At 70.9% G+C, this 22350-nt stretch carries 26 protein-coding genes; 14 read left to right on the forward strand and 12 right to left on the reverse strand.

Annotated features, from left to right (window positions below; translation table 11 throughout):
• The first annotated feature begins 7 nt into the window (after positions 1-7).
• Genes R1Z03_RS03555 through R1Z03_RS03565 form a run of 3 tightly spaced genes read left to right on the forward strand, consistent with a single transcriptional unit; the run spans position 8 to position 2081 of the window.
• The gene (locus tag R1Z03_RS03555) at positions 8-670 is read left to right on the forward strand and encodes an energy-coupling factor ABC transporter permease (protein WP_272566245.1); all 663 of its coding nucleotides are present in this window, start codon (positions 8-10) and stop codon (positions 668-670) included.
• Between the two features lie 14 nt (positions 671-684).
• On the forward strand, positions 685-1689 hold the full coding sequence (gene cobJ, locus R1Z03_RS03560) for a precorrin-3B C(17)-methyltransferase (protein WP_272566244.1): 1005 nt from the start codon (positions 685-687) through the stop codon (positions 1687-1689).
• Positions 1686-2081: a ferredoxin gene (locus R1Z03_RS03565; RefSeq protein ID WP_272566243.1), complete on the forward strand. Its 396-nt coding sequence runs from the start codon at positions 1686-1688 to the stop codon at positions 2079-2081. Before cobJ ends, R1Z03_RS03565 begins: the two co-directional genes overlap by 4 nt.
• Before the next feature lie 53 nt (positions 2082-2134).
• Here R1Z03_RS03565 and R1Z03_RS03570 read toward each other — a convergent pair whose 3' ends face one another.
• Positions 2135-3025: a LysR family transcriptional regulator gene (locus R1Z03_RS03570; RefSeq protein WP_317356944.1), complete on the reverse strand. Its 891-nt coding sequence runs from the start codon at positions 3023-3025 to the stop codon at positions 2135-2137.
• 91 nt (positions 3026-3116) lie between these two features.
• Here R1Z03_RS03570 and R1Z03_RS03575 point away from each other — a divergent pair, with 91 nt between their 5' ends.
• Both R1Z03_RS03575 and R1Z03_RS03580 read left to right on the forward strand, forming a co-directional pair.
• Positions 3117-4187, forward strand: a complete 1071-nt coding sequence (locus R1Z03_RS03575; RefSeq protein ID WP_317356946.1) for an alkene reductase — start codon at positions 3117-3119, stop codon at positions 4185-4187.
• A 43-nt stretch (positions 4188-4230) separates the two neighbouring features.
• Entirely contained in the window at positions 4231-5166 is a 936-nt protein-coding gene (locus R1Z03_RS03580; RefSeq protein ID WP_317356948.1) for an NADP-dependent oxidoreductase, read from the forward strand.
• A gap of 60 nt (positions 5167-5226) precedes the next feature.
• On the opposite strand, the gene R1Z03_RS03585 is transcribed toward R1Z03_RS03580, so the two are convergent.
• The 5 genes from R1Z03_RS03585 to R1Z03_RS03605 all read right to left on the reverse strand — a co-directional run bounded on the left by R1Z03_RS03585 (position 5227) and on the right by R1Z03_RS03605 (position 7830).
• The gene (locus R1Z03_RS03585; protein WP_284410152.1) at positions 5227-5529 is read right to left on the reverse strand and encodes a hypothetical protein; all 303 of its coding nucleotides are present in this window, start codon (positions 5527-5529) and stop codon (positions 5227-5229) included.
• Between the two features lie 70 nt (positions 5530-5599).
• Complete coding sequence (locus R1Z03_RS03590) at positions 5600-5818, reverse strand: hypothetical protein (RefSeq protein ID WP_272566235.1); 219 nt, start codon at positions 5816-5818, stop codon at positions 5600-5602.
• A gap of 74 nt (positions 5819-5892) precedes the next feature.
• Positions 5893-6549, reverse strand: coding sequence for a flavin reductase family protein (locus R1Z03_RS03595; protein WP_317356952.1), 657 nt, complete (start codon positions 6547-6549; stop codon positions 5893-5895).
• 149 nt (positions 6550-6698) lie between these two features.
• Positions 6699-6854, reverse strand: a complete 156-nt coding sequence (locus R1Z03_RS03600; RefSeq protein ID WP_317356954.1) for a hypothetical protein — start codon at positions 6852-6854, stop codon at positions 6699-6701.
• Between the two features lie 46 nt (positions 6855-6900).
• Positions 6901-7830, reverse strand: coding sequence for a helix-turn-helix domain-containing protein (locus tag R1Z03_RS03605; RefSeq protein ID WP_284405599.1), 930 nt, complete (start codon positions 7828-7830; stop codon positions 6901-6903).
• Between the two features lie 65 nt (positions 7831-7895).
• Here R1Z03_RS03605 and R1Z03_RS03610 point away from each other — a divergent pair, with 65 nt between their 5' ends.
• On the forward strand, positions 7896-9182 hold the full coding sequence (locus tag R1Z03_RS03610) for an MFS transporter (protein ID WP_284397137.1): 1287 nt from the start codon (positions 7896-7898) through the stop codon (positions 9180-9182).
• 101 nt (positions 9183-9283) lie between these two features.
• On the opposite strand, the gene R1Z03_RS03615 is transcribed toward R1Z03_RS03610, so the two are convergent.
• The 6 genes from R1Z03_RS03615 to R1Z03_RS03640 form a co-directional block, all read right to left on the reverse strand.
• Positions 9284-10294: an aldo/keto reductase gene (locus tag R1Z03_RS03615; RefSeq protein ID WP_284397135.1), complete on the reverse strand. Its 1011-nt coding sequence runs from the start codon at positions 10292-10294 to the stop codon at positions 9284-9286.
• Between the two features lie 61 nt (positions 10295-10355).
• Positions 10356-11201 (reverse strand): shikimate dehydrogenase, encoded by an 846-nt coding sequence (locus R1Z03_RS03620; RefSeq protein ID WP_317356959.1) that lies wholly within the window; start codon positions 11199-11201, stop codon positions 10356-10358.
• Between the two features lie 34 nt (positions 11202-11235).
• A complete protein-coding gene (locus R1Z03_RS03625; RefSeq protein WP_272566220.1) occupies positions 11236-12633 on the reverse strand; it encodes an MFS transporter in 1398 nt (465 codons plus the stop codon).
• Between the two features lie 130 nt (positions 12634-12763).
• A complete protein-coding gene (locus tag R1Z03_RS03630; protein ID WP_317356962.1) occupies positions 12764-13138 on the reverse strand; it encodes a hypothetical protein in 375 nt (124 codons plus the stop codon).
• A 66-nt stretch (positions 13139-13204) separates the two neighbouring features.
• A complete protein-coding gene (locus tag R1Z03_RS03635) occupies positions 13205-13630 on the reverse strand; it encodes a hypothetical protein (RefSeq protein WP_317356963.1) in 426 nt (141 codons plus the stop codon).
• A gap of 40 nt (positions 13631-13670) precedes the next feature.
• On the reverse strand, positions 13671-15095 hold the full coding sequence (locus R1Z03_RS03640; RefSeq protein WP_284405607.1) for an FAD-binding oxidoreductase: 1425 nt from the start codon (positions 15093-15095) through the stop codon (positions 13671-13673).
• A 134-nt stretch (positions 15096-15229) separates the two neighbouring features.
• Between R1Z03_RS03640 and R1Z03_RS03645 the strand changes: the two genes are divergently transcribed.
• The 8 genes from R1Z03_RS03645 to R1Z03_RS03680 all read left to right on the forward strand — a co-directional run bounded on the left by R1Z03_RS03645 (position 15230) and on the right by R1Z03_RS03680 (position 22316).
• Positions 15230-15901, forward strand: a complete 672-nt coding sequence (locus R1Z03_RS03645) for a TetR/AcrR family transcriptional regulator (protein ID WP_317356967.1) — start codon at positions 15230-15232, stop codon at positions 15899-15901.
• 76 nt (positions 15902-15977) lie between these two features.
• Positions 15978-16973: a tripartite tricarboxylate transporter substrate binding protein gene (locus R1Z03_RS03650; RefSeq protein ID WP_317356969.1), complete on the forward strand. Its 996-nt coding sequence runs from the start codon at positions 15978-15980 to the stop codon at positions 16971-16973.
• On the forward strand, positions 16970-18472 hold the full coding sequence (locus R1Z03_RS03655) for a carboxylesterase family protein (RefSeq protein WP_317356971.1): 1503 nt from the start codon (positions 16970-16972) through the stop codon (positions 18470-18472). Before R1Z03_RS03650 ends, R1Z03_RS03655 begins: the two co-directional genes overlap by 4 nt.
• A gap of 91 nt (positions 18473-18563) precedes the next feature.
• Positions 18564-19325: a GntR family transcriptional regulator gene (locus R1Z03_RS03660; protein WP_284397649.1), complete on the forward strand. Its 762-nt coding sequence runs from the start codon at positions 18564-18566 to the stop codon at positions 19323-19325.
• On the forward strand, positions 19322-20131 hold the full coding sequence (locus R1Z03_RS03665; protein WP_272566205.1) for a transporter substrate-binding domain-containing protein: 810 nt from the start codon (positions 19322-19324) through the stop codon (positions 20129-20131). The genes R1Z03_RS03660 and R1Z03_RS03665 overlap by 4 nt, the downstream gene beginning before the upstream one ends.
• A gap of 51 nt (positions 20132-20182) precedes the next feature.
• Entirely contained in the window at positions 20183-20845 is a 663-nt protein-coding gene (locus R1Z03_RS03670; RefSeq protein ID WP_284397113.1) for an amino acid ABC transporter permease, read from the forward strand.
• Between the two features lie 33 nt (positions 20846-20878).
• Complete coding sequence (locus tag R1Z03_RS03675) at positions 20879-21529, forward strand: amino acid ABC transporter permease (RefSeq protein WP_272566202.1); 651 nt, start codon at positions 20879-20881, stop codon at positions 21527-21529.
• Positions 21516-22316: an amino acid ABC transporter ATP-binding protein gene (locus R1Z03_RS03680; RefSeq protein ID WP_317356975.1), complete on the forward strand. Its 801-nt coding sequence runs from the start codon at positions 21516-21518 to the stop codon at positions 22314-22316. The genes R1Z03_RS03675 and R1Z03_RS03680 overlap by 14 nt, the downstream gene beginning before the upstream one ends.
• Positions 22317-22350: the final 34 nt, after the last annotated feature.

The raw sequence follows: 22350 nt of genomic DNA on the forward strand, positions 1-22350 counted from the left end.
CCACACCATGCACATCGAAATCGGCATCCTTTCGCAGGACAAGATCGCCTTTGCCTCCGTCGCCGCCACGGCGCTGCTGGGCGCGCACGCGCTGCCCCTGCTCAAAAGCCCCACCGCCTGGCTGCGCACGGTGCTGGCGGCCTTCTTCTTCAGCGTGCTCATGCAGGTCTGGCACATGCCCGTGGGGCCGTCGGAGCTGCATTTCGTGGGCGCCATGCCCATCTACCTGCTGTTCGGCTTCATTCCCACGCTGTTCGGCTTCGGGCTGGGGCTGCTCGCCCAGGCCCTCGTGTTCGAGCCGCAGGACCTGGCGCACCTGGCCATCAACTTCCTGAGCCTGGCCGTGCCGCTGGTGGCCGTGCACCACGGCCTGGGAAAGCGCATGCAGCGCATCAGCGTGGCCAACGTGCTCAAGCTCGATGCCATGTACTACGCCGGCGTGACGCTCATGGTGGGCTTCTGGCTGTCCATCAGCAGCGACGCGGCGCCCGTGGCCGACTGGGCGCTGTTCGCCGCGTCGTACCTGAGCCTCGTGGCGGTGGAGCCGCTGCTCACCATCGGCATCACGCTGGGCGCCGCCCGCCTGCGCGGCCGCCGCTGGCTGGCCGCCTGCATCGACGAGCGCACGCTGCAGCGTGTCGCGTCCCCCGCCCCCGCGGCCGCTGCGTGAGGGGCCCCGCGACCATGTCCGCAGGAAAGATCATGCTCGTGGGCATCGGCCCCGGCAGCACCGACCACATGACGGCGCGCGCGCGCGCCGCCATCGCCGAGGCCGACACCATCATCGGCTACGTCACCTACATCAAGCTGGTGGCCGATCTCATCGAGGGCAAGGAGATCATCCGCAAGTCCATGACCGAGGAGCTGGACCGCGCCATCGAATCGCTGGCCCGCGCCCGCGAGGGCAAGAAGGTGGCGCTGATCTCCTCGGGTGATGCGGGCGTGTACGGCATGGCCGGCCCCACGTTCGAGGTGCTGTTCCAGGCCGGCTGGACGCCGCCCGCCTTCGACGAGAACGGCGTGGTCGAGCCCGGCGGCATCGAGGTCGAGATCGTGCCCGGCGCCTCGGCCATCAACAGCTGCGCCGCCCGCGTGGGCGCGCCGCTCACGCACGACTTCTGCGCCATCTCGCTGTCCGATCTGCTCACCCCCTGGCCCACCATCGCGCGCCGGCTCGACGCCGCCGCCCTGGCCGACTTCGTGGTCGCGCTCTACAACCCCAAGAGCGGCCGGCGCACGCGCCAGATCGAGGAGGCGCAGCGCCTCTTTCTGCGCCACCGCAGTCCGGACACGCCGGTGGCCATCGTCAAGAGCGCCTACCGCCGCCGCGAGCGCATCGAGTTCGCCACGCTGGCCACCATGTGCGATGCCGACATCGGCATGCTCAGCACGGTGCTGATCGGCAACAGCAACACCATCGTGCAGCACGGCCTCATGGTCACGCCGCGCGGCTACGCCAACAAGTACGACGTGGAGGGCGGCGGCGCCACGCGGGCCGGCGAGCGGCCGGGCCGGTCGCTCTCCACCGGCCTCAATGGCTGGCTGGAGAATCTGCAGCTCGACCACGCGGCCGGCGAGAGCATCGAGGCCCTGGCCCGGCGCCACCGCCTGCCGGCCGATTACATTCGCGACACCCTGGCCCAGCCCCTGGCGGCCGAGGCCGTCGCCACCACCGAGGAAGAGGCATGAGCCAGCAAGACCCCACCACCGCCACCGCCACGACCGCAGCGCCCGAAGGGGTGCGCGTGGCCATCCGGCCGAAGATCGGTGCCTACCGCCGCCACATCCTCATCTGCACCGGCCCGCGCTGCGCCGAAGACGGCCAGGCGCAGGCCCTGTTCGACAGCCTGGGCGACAAGTTCAAGGCCGCGGGCCTGAACGATGGCGAGCTGCGCGTCAAGCGCAGCCGCGTGAGCTGCTTCGCCGCCTGCAAGGGCGGGCCGGTGATGTGCGTGCAGCCCGACGGCACCTGGTACTACGACGTCACACCCGCCAACATGGACCGCATCATCGAAAGCCACCTGGTGGGCGGCCAGCCGGTGCAGGACCTGGTGTTCCACCAGGGGCCTTCCGGGGGCTGAATGGCGCGAATGCGGCGGCCGGGGCGACCGGGCCGTGCACCTTGCGGCCGGCTTCACGCACCGGTGGCCAGGCGCTCCTGCAGGAACTCGATGAAACGCAGCGTTTTCGCCGGCAGGAGCCGCGTTTCGGTCAAGGCGTAGACCGGGACGGGCGTTCCGTACCAGCCGGGCAGGATGCGGCGCAGGCGCCCCTCGGCCACGTGGTCCGCGACGACGCCTTCCGCCAGCAGCGCGATGCCCTGGTCCAGCACGGCCAGGCTGCGGCACATCCCCACGCTGTTGACCTTGAAGCGCTGGCCGATAGCGACTTCCACGGTGGCCCCTCCCTCGTCGGCGTTCAGCACCCATGGGCCGAGCTTCGGAGAGCCGATGCACACATGCTGTGACAGGGCGGCGGGGTCTGCGGGCTCGCCCGCTGCCTGCAGGTAGCGGGGTGATGCATACAGGTGGGTGGTCAGGCGGGCCAGCTGGCGCGCGACCAGCGTCGAGTCCGGTTGCTCGCCCATGCGGATGGCCACATCGAAGGGCTCGGCCACCAGGTCCACCCGGCGCGGGCTGAGGTCCAGATCGAAGGCGATGCCCGGATAGCGGCGGGCGAACTCCGCGATCAGCGGCGCCACATAGATGGTCGCAAAGTCCACCGGCAGCGAGGCACGCAGCACCCCGCTGGGCTGGGCCAGCAGGTCGCCCAGCTGCTCGTGCGCGATCCGCGCCTCCTCGACGATGCGCCGGCAGCGCTCGTAGTAGATCTGCCCCGCTTCGGTCAGCTCGATCCTGCGGGTCGTGCGATGCAGCAGGCGCAGGCCGATCGATGTCTCCAGCGCGCCGATCCGGCGCGACAAGGTCGAGTTGGGCACGCCCGTCGCATCGCCGGCCGCGCGAAAGCTCTTGGCTTTCACCACCTCCACGAAAAGCGCCATGTCGTTCAGGTATTCGAGGGCCATTGCGTCAATATTGGATCAATCATTCCCACCAAGCCATCTTTATCTCATGGGTAGGTTAATCGAAGATGCAGCGTCGCAACCGGAGAAACCCATGACCGCCCTTTTCAGCCCTGCCACCGTCGGACGCTACACCCTCTCGAACCGCCTCGTGATGGCGCCCATGACGCGTTCCCGCGCCGCGCCCGACGGCACGCCCACGGCCCTCGCGGCCACCTACTACGCGCAGCGCGCCGATGTCGGGCTGATCGTCTCCGAAGGCACGCAGCCTTCCGACGACGGCCAGGGCTACCTCACCACCCCCGGCATCTACACCGATGCCCATGTGGCCGGCTGGCAGGCCATCACTGCCGCCGTGCACGCCAAGGGCGCGCGGCTGTTCATCCAGCTCATGCACGTGGGCCGCATGTCGCACCCCGACAACACGCCCCACCACCGGCAGGCGGTGGCGCCTTCGGCGATCGCACCCGGCGCGCCGATGTTCACGATGACGGGCATGCAGCCCATCCCCGAACCACGCGCGCTGTCCACCGAGGAGATTCGCCAGACCGTGGCGGACTTTCGCCGGGCCGCCCGGCGGGCGATCGAAGCGGGTGCCGACGGCGTCGAAATCCACGGTGCGAATGGCTATCTGGTCCAGCAGTTCTTCGCCCCGAGCGCCAACACCCGCACCGACCAGTACGGCGGATCGATCGAGAACCGCGCCCGTTTTGCCATCGAAGTGGTCACCGCGATCGCCGAGGAAATCGGCGCGGACCGTACCGCCATTCGCCTGTCGCCCGGCGCCCAGCTGGGGGGCATCGATGAGGGGCCCGAAGGTCCGGCCCTGTACCGCTACCTGAGCGCCGAACTCTCCCGGCTGGGCCTGGCTTATGTGCATGTGATGCACGTGGGCGACGAAGCCCTGGTGGCGGACATTCGCAAGCTCTGGCGCGGCACGCTTATCGTGAACCGCCCGGGGCGTGCACGCGAGCAGATCGGCACCGACCTGGCGTCGGGCCTGGCCGATCTGGAGGCCTACGGACAGATGGTGCTGGCCAACCCCGACTTCGTCGAGCGCCTGAAAACCAACGCCCCGATGAATGCCCCGGACCACAACACCTACTACGGCGGTGGTGCCAAGGGCTACACCGATTACCCGGGCCTGGCCGGCGCAGCCGCCTGAAACGGCGCGCCCCGCCATCGACACCTGCACAGGAGAACCTCCCATGACCACGACCCAACGCGCGGTCCTGATCCGCGCCTACGGCGGCGCGTCGGCCGCCGAGATCGGCGAGATCCCGAAGCCCACCGCCGGCGACGGCCAGGTGCTGGTCCGGGTTCGCGCGGCCGGCGTGAACGGCATCGACTGGAAAGTCCGCGAAGGCCTGGTCCAGAAGGCTTTCCCGATTCCCCTGCCCGCCGTGCTCGGCATCGAATTGGCCGGCACCGTCGAGGCCGTCGGGCCGGGGGCCTCGCGCTTTCGGGTCGGCGACCGCGTCATGGGCCCGCTGGGCCGGCTCGGCGCGTACGCGCAATTCGTGCCGGTGGCCGAGGCGAACCTGGTGCACACGCCCGCGGGGCTGGACGATGTCCAGGCCGCCGGCATTCCCGTGGCGGCCGTCGCGGCCTGGCAGAGCCTGCACCAGGCGGGGCCCATCGCGGCAGGCCAGCGCATCCTGATCCACGGCGCTGCGGGAGGGCTGGGCGGCTACGCCGTGCAGTACGCCAAGCGGGCCGGCGCCGAGGTCTTCGCCACGGCCTCCGCAGCGCACCTCGACCATGTCCGAAGCCTGGGCGCGGACCACGCCATCGACCACCGAAGCGAGCGTTTCGAGTCGGTGGCGCAGGGCATCGGCCTGGTGCTGGACTACGTTGGCGGCGAGGCGCTCGATCGCTCGTGGACCGTGCTGGCCGAAGGCGGCGCCATCGTCAGCGCGGCCGCGCCCGACATCGCCGCACGCACCCCTGCCGGCCGTCGCGGACTGTGGTTCGTGAACCAGGCGGACGCGGTGCTCCTGGCGCAGTTCGCGCAGGAAATTGCCCAAGGCTCGCTGATCTCGAAGCTGAGCGATACCGTGGGCTTCAACGGCATTCCGGCAGCCATCGAACGCAGTCGCACCGGCCCCCGCATCGGCAAGGTGGTGGCCGACTTCACGCGCTGACCGCTCCCCGGCCGCGAATGCCCGGGAGGTGAACGTCTTTGGCGGTGTATCGCGCCGGCCTTACCGCTGCGCCGGCGGGCGCGCCAGCCAGCGCACCCCCACCCCGGCCAGGTACAGCATCAGCGCCGAGGGCAGCGTGAACATCGACCCCCACGCACCGATCATGAGCACCGAATACGCCGCGTCCGACAGTCCGGGGGCCGCGGCGCATTGCATGCCCGAGCCCTCGTTGCCTTCGCAGCCGAGCAGGCGCAGCAGCGGCCACGACAGCAAGAGCAGCAGCACCGGCGCGAGGCCGAGGACGATGCACAGCAGGCCGAACCAGCAGCGCACGGCGAAGCGGCGCAGCGCGGCGGCCCTCATGCCGGGCCGTCCCGTTCCATCGCAGCCGCCCCGCACCGCGCAGGGGCCGGCTGCGGGCCGTGCCTGCGCATCACTTCTTCGCGCCCAGCACCAGCAGCAGGCCGCCGACGGCGATGGCGCCGATGCCCACCCACAGCGGGATGTTGACGGTCTCCTTCTCCTTGGCCGAGATCTCCAGCGGACCGACCTTCACCACGGTGGTGTCCTTCGTGTAGCTGAAGCCGCCGTAGGCCAGGCCCAGGGCGCCGGCCACGATCAAAACGATGGCGATCAGTCGGGTGGGGTTCATGGTGTCGGTTCTCTGCAGTGGAATGGAAAAGGGTTGGTGGAGCATAGCCGCTGGCCGGCCCCGCCCAGGCCCGCTCAGCGCGGCCGGTGCATCTTGAACAGCTGCTCCGGCCCCACCGTGAAATAGTCCGCCGGGCCGCCCGCGCGCAGGATGTGCCCGGCATGGGCCGTGTCGTACACCCCGTCCTTGAGTAGCGCGCGGTCGATGTGCACCGCCACCACCTCGCCCAGCACCAGCCAGGTGGGCACCTTCTCGCCGTCCGCGCCCTCGAGCTGCACGATCTGCGTGCGGCGGCATTCCATGGCCACCGGGCTTTCGGCGACGCGGGGCACGGACACGATCCGCGAGGCCGCGGGGGTGAGGCCGCCGAGCGTGAACTCGTCCACCTCGGGCGGCACGGCGGCGCAGGTCCGGTTCATGGCCTCGGCCAGCGGGCGGGTGGCCAGGTTCCAGACGAACTCGCCCGTGGCCTGGATGTTGGCGAGCGTGTCCTTGGCGCCGATGCTGGCGAATCCGATGATGGGCGGCGTGTAGTTGAAGGCGTTGAAGAAGCTGTAGGGCGCCAGGTTGAGCACGCCGGCCGCGCTGCGCGAGGCGATCCAGCCGATGGGGCGCGGCCCCACGATGGCGTTGAAGGGGTCGTGCGGCAGGCCGTGGCCCTGGCGCGGCTCGTAGCTGTGGATGCCGGAGGCGGCCGGGGCGGCGTCGTGGGGGGAGGTGGCGGTCGTCATGCCTGCACGATACACAAACGGTTGCGGATTCGCCGGCCAGGGCATTTGCTACTATTTTCATAGCTAACAGGGCAATCAATCTCCCGGCGTGCGGCCTGAAAGGTTCGCAAAGGCTGCGAACGCCCCCTTCACCGCCCGCCCGGGCGCCTTCAGTCCAGCAGGCAGGCGGCCACCGCGCCCAGCAGTTCGCCCAGGTCCGCCGCCGGCACGGCGCCGGGCGGGGCGATGTCGCCGTGCAGCAGGCCGATGGCGATGCCGGCGGCCAAGTGGCGCCCCACGGCGTAGGCGGCCTGGCATCCGCGCACGCCGCCGCTCGCGCGGCCCCGTGGGCTGATCGATCGCGCGCTGGCGCTACCCCGGGCCCAGGCCCGCGGGCGACTGCAGGCCCAGAAAGCGGGCCGGGGGCATGCCCACCGCCCGCCGCACCATGGCGCTGAAGGCGCTGGCGCTGTAGCCCAGTTCGGCCGCGATCTGCCCCACGGGCAGGCGCTCGGCAGCCAGCGCCACCGCCTTGGCCAGGATCACCTGCTGGCGCCACTGCGTGAAGGTGCTGCCCAGCTCGGCGCGGAACAGCCGCGCCACGGTGCGCGGGCTGGCCCCGGTGTCGCGCGCCCAGTCCTCCAGGGCCTCGTGGCGCGTGGGGTCGGCCAGCACGGCCTCGCACAGGTGCAGCAGGCGCTTGTCGCGCGGCAGGTCCACGCCCAGGCGCAGGGCGGCGGCGCGGCGCAGTTCCTCGCAGATCAGGGCGCTCAGGTGGCGCTCGCGCCGCAGCAGCTCGGGCGTGGGGGGCGTGGCGCTGTCGTCGGGCTCGGAGGGCATCTCGCACACCAGGGCGCGCAGCAGGGGCGACACCTCCAGCACGCGGCACTGGCGCCAGGCCGCGTCGTCCGCGCGCGCCGCGCCGATGGGCACGCCCGGCCCGCAGCGCCCGCGCGGCTGGTGGAAGTACAGCGTGCGCAGGTCGGCGTCCTGCACCATGGTCACGGCATGCTCCACGCCGGGCGGAATCCACAGCGCGCGCGAGGGCGGCACGATGTAGGTGCCCTGCGCCGCGGTGAGGCGGATCACGCCCGTGGTCGAGATCGCCACCTGCGCCCACGGGTGGCGGTGGGGCAGCACCTGCGTGTCGGCGGGCAGCCAGCGGGCCTTGGCGCGCACCGGGCGCGTGCCGGCGGGCACGAACAGGTCGGGCGTGAGCGAGCTGACGTACGACACCGCGCGGCGCGGGCGCGGTGCGGCGCTGGGGGCCGGCGCGGGAGTGGAATGGGCGGTGCTTGGCATGATCGCGACAGAAGTTGGCAGTCTATCGTCAACCTGCCGCCGCGCCGCTGCCTAAGATCGCTGCCATGACCTCCACCGCATCCCCCCACCCCGCAGCGCCCGCCGGCACGCTGCGCCAGGACGCCCGCACCATCGGCCTCATCGGCCTGGCCCACGGCTCCTCGCATTTCTTTCACATGCTGCTGCCGCCGCTGTTTCCGTTCCTGATCGCGGAGTTCGGCTTCAACTACTCGGAGCTGGGGCTGCTGGTGTCGGTGTTCTTCGTGATCTCGGGCGTGGGCCAGGCGCTGTCGGGCTTTCTGGTGGACCGGGTGGGCGCGCGCCCCATCCTGTTCTTCGCGCTGTCCAGCTTCGCCGTGGCGGGCCTGGTGGCCGGCACGGCGCAGGGCTATGCGGGGCTGATGCTGGCGGCGGCGCTGGCGGGGCTGGGCAATGCGCCCTTCCATCCGGTGGACTTCACCATCCTGAACAAGCGCGTATCGCCGCAGCGCCTGGGCCACGGCTTTTCGGTGCACGGCATCTCGGGCAACCTGGGCTGGGCCACGGCGCCGGTCTTCATGGCCGGGATCGCCGCGGCCACCGGATCGTGGCGCACCGCCTGCCTGTGCGGGGCCGCGCTGGCGGCGGTGGTGCTGGCCATCATGGTGTGGCAGCGCGACGCGCTCGATGATCGCCAGGGCGCCTGGGCCCACGCGCCCAAGCCCGGCACCGCCGGCGCGCCGGGCGCTGCGGCCGTGGCCGAGCACCCCATGGCCTTCCTCAAGCTGCCCTCGGTGTGGCTGTGCTTCTCGTTCTTCTTCTGGACCACCTGCGCCCTGAGCGCCATCCAGAGCTTCGCCAGCCCCGCGCTGCAGCAGATGTACGGCCTGCCGCTGGCGGTGACCTCCATGGTGGTCACGGGCTACATGCTGTGCGGCGCCGCCGGCATGGTGGTGGGCGGTTTTCTCGCCGGCCGCGTGGCGCGGCTGGAGGGCATCATCACCGTGTGCCTGCTGGCCACCGGCGTGCTGCTGCTGCTGGTGGGCACCGGCTGGCTGCCCGGCATGGGCGCCGTGGCGTTCGCCGCCATCGCGGGCCTGGGCACGGGCCTGGCGGGCCCCTCGCGCGACATGCTCATCAAGCGGGCCGCGCCCCCCGGGGCGACGGGCCGGGTCTATGGCACGGTGTATTCGGGCCTGGACCTGGGCTTTTGCGTGGCGGCCCCGATCTTTGGCGCGCTGCTGGACCGCGGCGCGGCGCACGGGATCTTCTATGGATCGGCCGCGGCGCTGGTGCTGGGCGTGGCCTCGGCCGGCGTGGTCGGTGCGGGCGTGGCGGCCCGGGCCCGCGCGGCCCGGCCCATGGCCGCCTGACGCGGGGGGCGCCGGCGGAAGGGCTTCGAGCCTTTCAGGGCTCCAGTGCAGATTCCACTAGGGCATATTGCTATTAAAAGTGTAGCAATGTGCTTTGGGGCTCAGAACGCTTCGGTATCCACCTCGGCCTGTGCCTGGGGCGGATAGCGGTCGCCCGCCATGGCGCGGTCATGCACGAGCGCATCGAGCCGCGCCAGCAGCTCGGGCGGCAGTCGCACATCCGCCGCGCCCAGGTCGTCGCGCAGGTGCGCCACGCTCGTGGTGCCCGGAATCGGGATGATCTCCGGCCCCTGCGCCAGCAGCCAGGCCAGGGCCAGCTGCGCGGGCGTGCAGCCGGCCTCGCGGGCGAGGGCCTCGTAGGCGCCCAGCAGCCGCAGGTTGGCCGCGTAGGCCTCGGGCGCGAAGCGGGGCATCGTGCGGCGGATGTCGCCCGGCGCCAGCGTGGATACATCGCGCAGTGCGCCGCCCAGGAAGCCCCGCGCCAGCGGGCTGAACGCCACGAACGCCGTGCCCAGCTCGCGGCAGGCCTGCAGCACGGCGATCTCGGGGTTGCGCGTGCACAGCGAATATTCGGTCTGCAGCGCGGTGATGGGGTACTCGGCATGCGCGCGGCGCAGCGTGGCGGCCGACACCTCCGACAGGCCCACGCCGCGGATCTTGCCCTCGCGCACCAGATCGCCCAGCGTGCCCACGCTGTCTTCGATGGGCACGCGCCGGTCCCAGCGGTGCAGGTAGTACAGGTCGATCACGTCCGTGCGCAGCCGGCGCAGGCTGGCCTCGCAGGTCGCGCGCAAGGTGGCGGGGCGGCCATCGATCACGCGCACCAGCTTGCCATCGCCGTTCGCGTCCACGCCCTGCATGCCGCACTTGCTCGCCAGCGTGATGCGCTGGCGGTGCGGCGCGAGGATCTCGCCCACCAGTGTCTCGTTGGCCCCGAAGCCGTAGAGCGCCGCGGTGTCGAACAGCGTCACGCCCTCGTCGAGCGCGGTGAGCAGCACCCGCTCGGCCTGCTCGCGCGAGGCCGGTACGCCGTAGGCATGGCTGAGGTTCATGCAGCCCAGGCCGATGGGGTGGACTTGGAAGGGGCCGAGGGAGCGGGGGGTGGTGGGCATCGAATGGCGCTGGTGTGCGAAGCGGAAGGTGGCGTGACGGTAGCGGCCGGGCAGGCACCAGTCAATACACGATGCGCGCCACCGCACGCAGCGCCTCGGGCGTGGCGCCGCCCCAGCCGAAGAACTCCAGGTACGCGGGAATCATCTCGAACAGCATGTCGGTGCCCTGCTGCACCGGGCAGCCCCGGGCCATCGCGGCCTGCAGCAGCGGGGTGTGGGCCTGCGCCATCACCACCTCGCCCACGAAGGTGCCGGGGGCGATGCGGTCCACGTCGAAGGGCAGGGGGTCGTCCTCGCGCATGCCCAGGGGCGTGGCGTTCACGACCAGGTCGAAGCCGGCGGGGTCGTTGTGGCCCACCGCCGTGCGCAGGGCGGGGTAGTGCTGCCGCAGCCGGTCGGCCAGCGCCTGCGCGCGGTGGCCGTCCACGTCGAACAGGGCCAGCTCGGCCACCCCTGCGGCGGCCAGCGAGGCGGCGATGGCCGACCCGACCCCGCCGCTGCCGGACACCAGCGCGCGCCGGCCCGCCAGGGCCAGGCCCTTGCGCTGCACGCCGCGCACGAAGCCGGCGCCGTCGAACTGGTCGCCCAGCAACGTGCCGTCGGGTCGGCGCACGATGGCATTGCAGGCCCCGGCGATGCGCGCCGTGGGCGTGAGCGCATCCACCAGCGCCAGCGTGCTCACCTTGTGCGGCATGGTCACCAGCGCGCCGTGCCAGTTGGTCATGCGGCGCAGCACCTGCAGGGTGGCGGGGTAGTCCTCGGCCTGCACGCCCATGGGCACCACCAGGGCGTTGATGCCCTGCTGCGCGAACCACGGGTTGTAGATCATCGGGGCCTTGAAGGCCTCGGTCGGGTAGCCCAGGTGGGCGATCAGGCGGGTGCTGCCGTTGATGGTTTGCTGCTGCATGGGGAACGATGGTGGGCCGATTGCCGTGGGTCTTTCAGCGGCCGCGCCCGTGGCTGCGCAGGGCTTCCTGGCGGGCCTGTTCGTAGGCGGCTTCGGACAGGGGCTGGGCGTCGGGCTGGCCCAGGTCCTGCGTGGGAATGCGGAAGGTCTCGCGCGCCGACCACGCGGCCAGCGCCGCGATGGCCGTCACGCCGAACGCGATCGCGCCCACGGTGGCCGGCACGTTGGTGGAGCCGGGCGGCGCCACGGCGGCGAACAGCGCGGGCAGCAGGGCCGTGAGCGTGGTGCCCACGTTCTGCGAGATGGCCATCGAGGTCACGCGGGTGCGGGCCGGGAACAGCTCGGGGTAGAAGCTCGGGAACACCGCGTTGTAGCCCTGGTACACCACGCCCCACATGAGCAGCGACATGCCGATCGCCATCGGCACGTGGTGGATGCTGATGGCATACAGGTACAGGAACGCCAGCAGCCCCGACAGCAGCGCGCCCACGATGATCGGCGGGCGCCGGCCGATGCGGTCCGACAGGTTGCCCACGTGCGGGATCACCAGCACCGCGACGATGTTGCCCAGCACCGGAATCCACAGGTACACGCTCTTGTCGAAGCCCACGCCATAGCCCGGCTGCACGGCATAGGCCGCGCCGAACACCGTCGCCACCACCGGGATCACGTTCATGAGCGCCATGCACACCACGCGCAGCATGTTCGGCCCGTTCTCCTGGAACGCCTGCACGATGGGCGCGCGCGGCACGGCGCCCTGCCGGCGCTCGGCGGTGAACACGGGGGTTTCCTGCACTTCGCGGCGGATGTAGTAGCCCACCAGGATGACGATGAAGCTCAGCAGGAACGGCACGCGCCAGCCCCAGGTGTTGAACTGCTCGGCCGGCAAAAAATACGCCAGCGGCAGGAACACCGCCGCCGCCAGCACCTGCCCCGCCTGCACGCCCTGCAGCGCGAAGCTGGCATAAAAGCCCCGCCGCCCGGTCGGCGCGTGCTCCAGGATCATCGAGCTGGCCCCCGAGATCTCGCCGGCCACCGCGAAGCCCTGGATCAGGCGCAGCACCACCAGCATCGCCGGGGCCAGCAGGCCGGCCTGCGCATAGGTGGGCAGCAGGCCCACGGCCAGGGTGGAAAAGCCCATCAGGAACATGCACAGCACCAGTACCTGCTTGCGGCCATGGGTGTCGCCCCAGTGGCCGAGCACCAGGGCACCGATGGGCCGGGCCACGTAGCCCACGCCGTAGGTGGCGAGCGAGGCCACGATGGCCGCCGTCGGGTTGCCTGCGGGAAAGAAGATCTGCGGAAAGATCAGCGATGCGGCGGTGGCGTAGATGAAGAAGTCGTAGTACTCCAGCACCGAGCCGATCCAGCCACTGGCGGTGGCCTTGCGCGTTTGCTGTAAGCCGCTGTCGGCGGCGTGGTGGTCTGGCATGGGTTTGTCTCCCCTGTTGGAATGGTTGGATGGACGCAAAAGCCTGCGTTGGGCGTTTGGCGGAGCATCTCATGCCTTGGGGTGCCTTTTGGCCATCCGTGCATGGCGGATGGCGCTGGCCGGCGGCGCATCAGGCCTTGCGTTCGAGCTCCCTGGCGTACCGGTGGCTGGCGATGCCCAGGACGATGCCGAAGACGATGAACCCCAGCCCGAAGGCATGGCCGAAACTGAACCACGACCCTTTGCCGCTGCCGGAAAAGGCGATGAACAGGGCACCGGCAGCAATGAAGAACAGGGGCGCGAGGAACCGGTTGCGCCGCTGCGTGGCCAGCACCACGCTGCTTTGCGCGACCTGCGAATCCAGCGTGCGCGCCTTGGTCTCGCAAGGGCCCTGGCTGCAGCAGATGGAATGGCCCAGGTCCTTGGCGCAGGCCGGGCAGACTCCCTTGTTGCAGGCGCGGCAGGTGCCCACGGCGTCGGCGCCCTGGTGTACGAAGCACTTCATGGATTCTCCGGGTGGTTGGTGGCCATCACGCGGACTTTAGCGTTGCAGGCGCGGCGGCCCCAGGCGTCATGCCCCATCGGCTGGAAGCGGCGGGGCGGCGTCGATGGGCGCCCAGCCCTCCACGGATTCCAGTGCCACCCGGGCGCACCGGGCCGTGGATCGGGCCGCAAAGGCCTGCTGGTACCGAAGGGTGGCCGCGTCCCATTGGAAGTCCTGCGCAAACCCCCTGGCCAGCACCTCCAGCCGGGCGATCTTCCACCCGTCCACGTCGATCAGCGCAGCGCAGGTGATGGGCCCTGCGGCGTAGTCGGTGGTCAGCCATTCCTGCGCGGCCAGAAAGCGCGAGTCGGGCGACCATTGGAGGGACTGGCCGAAGATCCGGTGCGGGATGCCGCGGCCGTCGATCGACAGGCGAAAGTACTCCGGGCCGAACCGGATCTCGCCTTCGAAGCGCAGCGCCGCCCGGTGGGTTCCGTCCGGAGAACGTGCCATGTTTGAATCGCTGCAAGGGGCCGGCCTTCGGCCGCCCGCGTCACAGCGCGAAGATCTTGCCCGGGTTCAGGATGTTCTTCGGGTCCAGCGCGCGCTTGATGGCCCGCATCATGTCCACCGCGCCCGCGCCGGTCTCGTCCAGCAGGAAGCCCATCTTGTGCAGGCCCACGCCGTGCTCGCCCGTGCAAGTGCCGCCCAGGCGCAGGGCGCGGGCGACGAGCTGGTGGTTCAGGTCCTCGGCCTTCAGGCGCTCTTCGGCGCTTTCGGGGTCGATCAGGTAGCCGAAGTGGAAGTTGCCGTCGCCCACGTGGCCGACGAGGAAGTAGGGGATGCCGCTCGCGTCGGCCTCGGTCACCGAGTCGAGCAGGCAGTCGGCCAGGCGGCTGATGGGCACGCAGGTGTCGGTGCTGATGGCGCGGCAGCCAGGGCGGCTTTGCACCGCGGCGAAATAGGCGTTGTGCCGCGCGGTCCACAGGCGGGTGCGTTCCTCGGGGGTGGTGGCCCATTCGAACGCGTTGCCGCCGAACTCGGCCGCGATCTCCTGCACCACCTCGGCCTGCTCCTTCACGCCGGCCGGCGAGCCGTGGAATTCCATGAGCAGCATGGGCTCCTCGCGCAGGCCCAGCTTGCTGTGGGCGTTGACCATGCGCACGGTGTGCGCGTCGATCAGCTCCACGCGCGCGATCGGCACGCCCAGCTGGATGGTCTGGATGGTGGTGCGCACGGCGGCCTCGATGCTCGGGAATGAGCAGATGGCGGCCGACACGGCCTCGGGCAGCGGGTACAGGCGCACGGTGACCTCGGTGATCACGCCCAGCGTGCCTTCGCTGCCCACCAGGAGGCGGGTGAGATCGTAGCCCGCCGCGCTCTTCTTGGCGCGTGTGCCGGTGCGGATGGCCTCGCCGCCGGCCGTGACCACTTCGAGGGCCAGCACGTTCTCGCGCATGGTGCCGTAGCGCACGGCGTTGGTGCCGCTGGCGCGGGTGGCGCACATGCCGCCGATGCTGGCGTCCGCGCCGGGGTCGATGGGAAAGAACAGGCCCGTGTCCTTGATGGCATCGTTGAGCTGCTTGCGCGTGATGCCGGGCTGCACGGTCACGGTGAGGTCGTCGGCATCGACGCTGAGCACGCGGTTCATGCGGTTCACGTCGATGCTGATGCCGCCCTGCACGGCCAGCAGGTGGCCTTCGAGCGAGGAGCCCGCGCCGTACGGAATCACCGGCACGTCGTGCTGCGCGGCGAGCTTCACGGCGTCGGCCACGTCCTGCGTGGTTTCGGCGAACACCACGGCCGAGGGGGGCGGCGCCTTGAGCGAGCCCTCGTCGCGACCGTGCTGTTCACGCACCGCCTGGGCCGTGGAGCACTGCGCGCCGAAGCGGGCGGCCAGTGCGTCGAGCAGTGCCTGCGGAACGGGGCGCAGGTGGATTTCGGGAAGCAGGTGCTTGGCGGCGGCGGGGGCGTTCATGGCGTGTCTCCAGGCTGGAATGGGTGCGGCTTTTTCATTGTAGGCAGCCCGTCGCAGGCAGGGGATTGCCCGGGATTGACGGTCTCGCTGCCGCGTATTTACATTACGTTCGAAATGTATAACGTTTGCCGCCGATGATCCACCGCACGCCCCGCCGCACCCATGCCGAGCGCAGCGCCGCCACGCAGCAGCGCCTGATCGCCACGGCCATCGAGGTCATCCAGTCGCGCAGCTTCGAGGCCATGTCGATCCACGAGCTGGCCCGCACGGCGGGAATGACGTCGGGGGCGGTGCAGCACCACTTCGAGTCGAAGGCCGCGCTGATGATGCGCGTGCTCGCCGAGCTGATCGCGGCGCAGGACCGCGAGGGCCTGCTGTGGCCCGCCGCATCGCTGCCGGCGCTGGAGCGCGCCCGGCATTTCGTGCGGTCCGCGTGGCACATCGTCTATGCCCAGCCGCGCTTCATGGCGGCGTGGAACATCTACCTGGGCAGCCGCAACCAGCCCGAGGTGGTGGCGCACATCGCCGCGCTGCGCCAGGACCTCAATGCGCGCATGCACACGGGGTTCTTCGAGGCGTTTCCCGAACTGGCAGGCGACCCGGAGCGCGAAGGGTTCGTGGGGCTGGTGTTCTCCACCCTGCGCGGCCTGGGCCTGCTGGAGATGTTCCGCCCCGCCGACGAAGCCGCCCATGCGCAGCTCGATTGCCTGGCCACGCTCATCGCGCAGCGCTGCGACGGCCTGGCCCGCGCGGGCGCTCCGGCATCGAAACCCCGACCCCGCGCCAAGCCCCCGCGCGCGGCATGACCGGCGCCGTGCCCTGGCCCGGGCACGTTCGCACCCCAGGGCACCCGGCATCCATCACGACAACAGGAGACACACCATGAACCCCCCTTGCACGGGCGCACGGCGCGCCCTGGCCGGCGCCGCGTTCGCGTCGCTGGCTTTCGCGGCCGGCGCCCAGCCCGCGGCCTACCCCGCCAAGCCGATCCAGCTCATCGCCCAGCAGCCGCCGGGCAGCGCGTCCGATGCGATGACGCGCGCCTGGGCCGACTGCGCCGCGCGCGAGATGGGCCAGCCCGTGGTGGTGCAGAACAAGCCGGGGGCCAACGGCATCCTGGCGGTCAATGCGCTCAAGTCCCAGCCGGCCGATGGCTACACGCTGATGACCATCGGCATGTCGCAGATGACCATCACGCCCTACGTCTACCGGCAGCCGCCCTATGACCCGCTGCACGACTTCGACAGCGTGGCGGTGCTGGGCAGCACGCCGCTGGTGCTGGCCGTGCCGGCGGGGCTGGGCATCACGCGGCTGGCGCAGTTGGCGGACCAGGCCAGGGCCCACCCGGGCGGGCTCGATTTCGGCTCGCCCGGCAAGGGCAGCCCGGCGCACCTGCTGACGTCGGCGCTGCTCGACCGCATGGGCCTGTCCGGCACGCACGTGCCCTTCGTGGGCGAGGGCGCTGGCCTCACCGCCCTCGTGGGCCAGCAGATCCAGGCGATGACGCTGGTCATCGGCACGGCCGCGCCGCATGCCAGGTCGGGCAAGCTCGTGCCGCTGGCGGTGTTCGCGCCGCAGCGCTCGCCCCTGCTGCCGGATGTGCCCTCGATCGGCGAGGCCCTGCCGGCCGCCAAGGACCTGGCCCGCACCGCGTGGATCGCCGTGGTGGCCCGGGCCGGCACGCCGCCCGCGCTGCTGGGCACGCTGAACGCCGCGACCGAAAAATGCCGCAGCGGCGATGCGTCCTACCGCGCGCGGATGGAGGCCATGAACGTGACGCTGGCCGCGTCCGTCCCGGGGGATGCGCGCACCTGGGCGGCACGCGATACTTCGGTCTGGAAACCGTTGATCGACAAACTGGGATTGGCCACTGAATGACTCTGGATACCGTGCCGTGCGTGCACCTTTCCCACGGAGGTGGGCTGCAGGGGCGCCTTGACCATGGCGTCGCCGTGTTCCGCGGCGTGCCCTATGCGCAGGCCCCGCAAGGCGCACTGCGCTTTCTAGCCCCCCAGCCCGCGCCCGCCTGGTCGGGCCTGCGCGAGGCGATGGCTTTCGCGCCGGTGCCGCCCCAGTGGCCGCGCGGCGGCGGTGCCCGGGCCCGCCCGCTGGGCGGCCCGGACTGCCTGGCGGTGAACGTGTGGACCCCCGAGCCCCGCGCGGGTGCGAACCTGCCGGTGATGGTGTGGATTCCCGGCGGCGGCTTTCTGCGCGGCGGTGCGAGCGACCCGCTGTACGACGGCGCGTCGTTCGCTCGCAAGGGCATCGTGTTCGTGTCGCTGCAATACCGGCTGGGCGTGGACGGCTTCATGCACTTCGGTGGCGAGGCGCCTGCCAACCGGGGCCTGCTCGACCTGCTGGCCGCGCTGCGCTGGGTGCGGGAGCACATCGAGGCCTTCGGCGGGGATGCCGGGCGCGTGACGGTGTTCGGCCAGTCGGCGGGCGCGGGCGCCATCGCCTGCCTGATGGGCATGCCGGCGGCGCAGGGCCTGTTCCAGCGCGCCATCCTGCAAAGCCCGAGCGTGGCCTGCCAGACCGTCGAAGAGGCCACCGTGGTGCGCACTGCCGTGGCGCAGCTGCTGGGCGTGGCCCCCACGCTCGCGGCGCTGGGCGCGGCGCCGCCGGCGGACGTGCTGTTCGCCGTGCACCGGCTGGCCGAGGACGCGGCCCTGCGCGACCAGCACGGCATCAGCCGCCGCAACGTGTTCCCGCTGCGTCCGGTGATCGACGGTCAGGTGCTCGCCCAGGCGCCGCTGGCAGCGCTGCAGCGCCAATGGTCCGATCCGTCGCGGCCGCCGCTGCAGGTGCTGGTGGGCAGCAATGCCGAGGAGATGCGCCTGTACCACGTGCCCGGCGGCGCCATCGACCGCGTGACCGATGAACAGGTCACGGCCTTCATGCGGGACACGGGCCTGCCACCCGCGGCGCGTGCGGCGTATGCGGCGCTGCCCGCGTGCGAGGGCGGCGCCCATGCGGGCGAGATGCTGTGCGCCATGCAGTCCGACTACTACTACCGCGTGCCGGCGCGCCGCATCGCGGCCCTGGCCGTCGCGAACCGGCTGCCGGTGCACCGGTACGAGCTGGAATGGCGCTCGCCGCAGTGCGGCGGGCAACTGGGCGCCGCGCACGGGGTGGACCTGCCGTTCGTCTTCGACCGCCTGGCCACGTCCACCGGGCGCGAGTTGACCGGCGATGCCCCGCCGCAGCCGCTGGCCGATGCCATGCACGGTGCGTGGGCGGACTTCGTGGTGCAGGGCGACCCCGGCTGGCCGGAGCACGGCCCCGGAACGCCCTGGATGCAGTTCTTCGACGACCTGGGCTGGTGCGGCCCGGCGCCGGCCTCCGCCACGCTGGACGCGTGGGACGGCGTGCTTTGAACTGACCGGATCCGGGGCGGCCCGCCAGTCGCCAAACTGGTGCATCTGGCTTGTATACCAGTTGGCACGGAACCTGCGTGGTTCCGTGGCAATGACCAGTGCCACCGAAATCAGCAACCGCATCATCGAAGCCGTGATGGCCCAGAAGCTCGCCCCCGGCGCGCGCCTGGGGGAGCAGCAACTCGCCATGCTGTTCGACTGCAGCCGCACCATCGTGCGCGAGGCGCTCACGCGGCTGTCCACGCGCGGCATCGTCACCGTCAGCGCGCGCCGTGGCTGGTACGTGATCGAGCCCTCCGAGGACGAAGCGCGCGAGGCCTTCGAGGCGCGCCGCGTCATCGAGCTGGGCCTGCTGCACCAGCTGAAGACGGTGGACAAGGCCGCGGTGCGCAAGCTGCGCGCCCACCTGCAGCGCGAGAAGGCGGCCCTGGCGGGCAGCGACGTGGGCGCGCGCAGCTTCCTGCTGGGCGACTTCCATGTGTGCCTGGCCGAGTGCCTGGGCAACGGCCTGCTGGCCGACACGCTGCGCGACTTCACCGCGCGCACCACGCTCATCGCCATGCTGTACCAGTCGTCGCACGACGCGGCGCAATCGTGCGAAGACCACGTGCGCATCGTCGAGGCGCTGGAGGCGGGCGACATCGCCCGCGCCGAATCGCTGATGGCCGAGCACATCGGCTCGGTGCAGTCCGCCCTGCGGCTGCAGGCCAGCGCCGATCCGCTCGAACACCTGCGCAGCGCGCTGGCGCCCGTGCGCGCCGGCGCCGCCAGTGGCCCGGCCGCCCCTTCCGCTTCCCCTTCCCCCGCCGCGTCCCCAGGCGACGCATCCACCTACCTAGGAGCCTTACTATGACCTTCGCCACCCGCTTTCTCTCCCGCCGCCTGGCCCTGGGCCTCGTGGCCGCCGCCGGCCTCGTGTGCGCCGTGGCGCCCGCACAGGCGCAGACCGCGCTGGACGACATCCTGAAGTCCAAGACGATCAAGATCGCCATTCCCACCGACTACCCGCCCTACGGTTTCGTCGGCACCGACCTCAAGCCCCAGGGCCTGGACATCGACATGGCCGAGCTCATCGCCGCCAAGCTGGGCGTGAAGGTGGAACTGGTCGCCGTCACCAGCGCCAACCGCATCGCCTACCTGCAGACCAAGAAGGCCGACCTCGTCATCTCCACGCTGGGCAAGAACCCCGAGCGCGAGAAGGTCATCGACTTCACCTCGGCCTATGCACCCTTCTACCAGGCCGTGTTCGGGCCCAAGTCTCTTACCGCCAAGGCCTGGAGCGATCTGGCCGGCAAGAGCGTGGCGGTCACGCGCGGCGCCATGGAAGACCAGGAACTCGCCAAGGTCGCCCCGCCCAGCATCGACGTGAAGCGCTTCGAGGACAACAACGCCACCATCGCCGCCTTCGTGGCCGGCCAGACGCAGTTCGTGGCCACCAGCGCCTCGGTGGCGGGCAACATGATGCAGAAGAACCCGCAGCTGCAGGCCGAGTACAAGCTGCTGCTCAAGGACAGCCCGTGCTTCATCGGCCTGCCCAAGGGCGAGGCCGCGCTGATGGCCAAGGTCAATGAAATCATCGCCGGCGCCAAGAAGAGTGGCGAGCTGGACACCATGGCCAAGAAGTGGCTGGGCCGCCCCGCCGGCGACCTGCCGGTCTGAGCCCCTTCGCGCCGCCCGCATCCCCTGACCCGTTGACCTGATCGGCTGCCCATGCGCATCGAGTTCGACTTCATGGCCGTGCTGTCGCAGTGGCCGCTGCTGGCCACGGGCGTGGCCTGGACCCTGGCCCTCACCGCCGTGGCCACCGTGGTGGGCATGGCGGTGGGCATCGCCTGCGCCTGGGCACGGTCCCAGGGGCCGGCGGCGCTGCGCTGGCCCGTGGCGGCCTATGTGGAACTGGTCCGCAACACGCCCTTCATCGTGCAGCTGTTCTTCATCTTCTTCGGGTTGCCCGCCGCGGGCCTGAAGCTCTCGCCCGAGGCGGCCTCGTTCATTGCCATGGTGATGAACCTGGGCGCGTACTCGACCGAGATCGTCCGCGCCGGCATCCAGGCCACGCCGCGCGGCCAGATCGAGGCGGCGGTGAGCCTGGCGCTGTCGCGGGTGCAGGTCTTCACGCGCGTGGTGCTGCCGCCCGCGCTCAAGAAGGTGTGGCCGGCCATGGTGAGCCAGATCGTCATCGTGATGCTGGGCTCGGCCGTGTGCAGCCAGATCTCGGTGCAGGACCTGAGCTACGCCGCCAATCTGATCCAGAGCCGCAACTTCCGCGCGTTCGAATCGTTCATCGTGGCCACGGGCATCTACCTCGTGCTCTCGATCGCGCTGCGCCGGCTGCTGCACTGGGTGGGCCCGCGCTTTCTCTTCGGCCGCTGAGCCATGGCCCGGGCATTTTTCTAGGAACGCGAGATGGTCGACTTCACCTTCTGGGACATCCTGCGCAACCTGCTGCTGGCCGCGCGCTGGACCGTCGTGCTTTCGCTGATCGCCTTCGTCGGCGGCGGCCTGGTGGGCGGGCTGCTGCTCGTGGCCCGGCTCACCGGCGGCCGCGTGGCCGAGCGTGCCGTGGGCGTTTACGTGCAGGTCTTCCAGGGCACGCCGCTGCTGATGCAGCTGTTCCTGTCGTACTTCGGCCTGGCGCTGCTCGGGCTCAACGTGTCGGCCTGGACCTCGGCCGCCGTGGCGCTCACGCTCTACACCAGCGCCTTCCTGGTGGAGATCTGGCGCGGCTGCGTGGCCGCCGTGCCCAAGGGCCAGTGGGAGGCCTCGGGCAGCCTGGCCCTGTCGTTCGGCGAGCAGATGCGCCACGTGATCCTGCCGCAGGCCGTGCGCATCGCCACGGCGCCCACGGTGGGCTTTCTGGTGCAGGTGGTCAAGGGCACGGCGCTGGCCTCGGTGATCGGCTTCGTGGAGCTGACCAAGGCCGGGGGAATGATCGCCAACACCACCTTCAAGCCGTTCGCCGTCTTCGCCTGCGTGGCGCTCGTCTATTTCGCGCTGTGCTTTCCCGTGAGCCTGTATGCGCAACACCTCGAAAGGAAGTTCCATGGCCGCCGCTGAAACCCTGGCCGACGCGCCCGCCGTGGCGCCTGCCGTGTCCGCACCGCCGGGCCGCCCCATCGTGCAGGTCACCGCGCTGCGCAAGTCCTACGGCACCAACGAGGTGCTCAAGGGCATCGACCTCACGGTGCAGCCCGGCGAGGTGATCGCCATCATCGGCAAGAGCGGCTCGGGCAAGAGCACGCTGCTGCGCTGCATCAACGGCCTGGAAACCTTCCAGGACGGCGCGCTCACGGTGGACGGCAAGCCGCTGCTGCACGACAGCGCCATGGCCATGCGCGAGCTGCGCCAGCGCGTGGGCATGATCTTCCAGAACTTCAATCTCTTTCCGCACCTCTCGGTGGGCCGCAACGTCATGCTGGCCCCCACGCTGGTCAAGCAGCGCTCGCAAAAGGACGCGGCCGCACAGGCGGCCCGGCTGCTGCAGCGCGTGGGCCTGGGTGAGAAATTCGACGCCATGCCCGACCAGCTGTCGGGCGGGCAGCAGCAGCGCGTGGCCATCGCCCGCGCGTTGGCCATGGAGCCGGCCGTGCTCCTGTGCGACGAGATCACCTCGGCCCTCGACCCCGAACTGGTGGGCGAGGTGCTGCGCGTCGTGGAGTCGCTGGCCCGCGAGGGCATGACCCTGCTGATGGTCACGCACGAAATGGCCTTCGCCCGCAAGGTGAGCAACCGCGTGATCTTCATGCACCAGGGCCGCGTGCACGAGATGGGCCCGCCGCAGGATCTGTTCGGCAACCCGCAGACGCCGGAACTGCGGCAGTTCCTGTCCTCGCTCAAGGATTGAGCTGCCTTCCCCGGTGGCCCCCATGGCGGCGGGC

Origin of the sequence: Acidovorax sp. BLS4, from assembly GCF_032929295.1 — a bacterium.
In the GTDB taxonomy this organism is placed as follows: domain Bacteria; phylum Pseudomonadota; class Gammaproteobacteria; order Burkholderiales; family Burkholderiaceae_C; genus Paracidovorax.